The sequence below is a fragment of the Algoriphagus sp. genome (assembly GCF_024305035.1).
GTDB lineage: Bacteria > Bacteroidota > Bacteroidia > Cytophagales > Cyclobacteriaceae > Algoriphagus.
The window spans coordinates 1-2,079 of sequence record NZ_JAMWZB010000040.1 but is presented as its reverse complement, the minus strand read 5'-3'; the positions used below and the strand labels follow the sequence as shown (position 1 = coordinate 2,079).

Annotated in this window: 1 protein-coding gene; it reads left to right on the top strand. The window is 45.1% G+C overall.

What is annotated here, in order from left to right:
• Nucleotides 1-2,079, top strand: a 2,079-nt coding sequence (locus Q0L00_RS17845; RefSeq protein ID WP_297338279.1) for an MBG domain-containing protein, incomplete at both ends; no start/stop codon positions are given.

The following is a 2,079-nucleotide window of genomic DNA, read 5'->3' as shown; positions in this document are numbered from 1 at the left end:
AATTGCTGATCAGGCAGGAAATGCAGGTTCAGGCAGCACAGATTCGAATAACTATGCAATAGATACTCAGGCTCCTGATACTCCAAATGCGCCTGATTTGGAATCCGGATCTGATTCTGGAGTGTCTGATACTGATAATATTACCAATGTTTTAACCCCAACCTTTAGTGGTGTTGCTGAGGCAGGTAGCACGATCAGTGTTACCAGTGATTTAGATGGGGCTTTGGGGTCGGCAACTGCCAATGGTACTGGGGAATGGTCATTTACCCCTGGTGGTAATTTGTCTTCTGGTGTACATGCAATAACGGTAACTGAAACTGACCTTGCAGGAAATAGTAGTTCAGAATCTGCGGCCTTGATTTTGGTAATTGATACTTCAGCTCCAACAGCGGATATTCTGGCTAATCAAGATCTTATTCTTGACTCTGATGGAAATGCCACTCTGGATCCCAATGATATCATTATAAGCTTAGCAGATGATAATTCTTCTGTAAATAACATTACATTAGAACTCAGTAAAGGGAGTTTTGGATGTTCAGATGTAGGAAATAACAGTATTAATTTGACTACGGTGGATCAAGCTGGAAATTCCAGTAACTGGATGTCCACTATCAATGTGAAGGATAATACAGGTCCTGAAGTAAGGGGCAAAGATATTACAGTCAATGTAGATGCCTTTGGTTCTTATATATTATTCTCAACTATGATTGATGATGGTTCTTCAGATGCCTGTGGTATTTCTGGGTACTCTGTTAGTCCTGCGATTTTCACAAGAGACAATGAAGGAGTTAATGATGTGACTTTTACTGTCACAGATATAAACGGGAATTCGAATTCGGTAACGGTACAAGTCACTGTGGTGGTAAATCCAAAAATACTTGATGTGGTTGTTGATGAAGGACAAGGCAAAGTATTTGGAGAGGATGATCCGGAATTTACCTTTGAAGCCACTGGATTTGAAGGAGGTGATGATGAAAGTATTCTGACCGGAGCTCTTGAAAGGGAAATTGGCGAGGATGTGGGAACCTATGAAATTAGCATGGGAACTTTAGATGCCGGGCCTAATTACACCATTAATTTGATTGAGGCAGATTTTGAAATCACCCCAGCGACCCTAACCGTTACCGCTGATGCTGATCAGAACAAAATCTACGGGGATGTCGACCCAACCTTTACGTATGGGGTCTCAGGCTTTGAAAATGGGGACGATGAAAGCATTCTGACTGGATCCCTAAGCAGAGTCGAAGGTGAGGATGTAGGAACCTATACGATCACCGAAGGTGACTTGAGCGCAGGAGACAACTATACGATTGACTATACCGGAGCAAACTTTGAAATTACCGAAAGAACGTTAAGTGTAGTTGCTAGTCTAAATCAGGGTAAGGTCTATGGAGAAGCTGACCCAACGCTAACTTATACAGCCAGCAACTTTGGAAATGGGGACGATGAAAGCATCTTGAGCGGCACATTGAGTAGACAGCCTGGAGAGGATATTGGAACCTATGCGATCAGCCTAGGTAGTCTGGATGCAGGCGACAACTATACGATCGACTATACCGGAGCAGACTTTGAGATTACCGAGAAGACCCTGACCATCACAGTGACTCCGGGTCAGAGCAAAACCTACGGGGATACCGATCCAACCTTTGCTTATGTGGCCACCGGTTTTGGTCCGGGGGATGATGAAAGTATCCTGACCGGTGAACTGGAAAGAGAAAGCGGAGAGGATGTGGGAGGCTATGCGATCAACCTGGGTAGCTTAAGCGCGGGAGCTAACTATACGATCGACTTTGCAGGAGCAGACTTTGTGATTACTCCAGCAACCCTGACGGTGACAGCAGATGCGAATCAAAGCAAGACCTACGGGGATGTCGATCCCACGTTCAGCTACCAAGCCACCGACTTTAAAAATGGGGATGGAGAAAGTATTCTGACCGGTGAACTGGAAAGAGAAAGCGGAGAGGATGTGGGCACCTATGGAATCCTACAAGGAAGCCTCAGTGCCGGAGACAACTATACGATCGACTACACCGGAGCAGACTTTGCGATCACTCCAGCAACGCTGAACATTACAGCAGA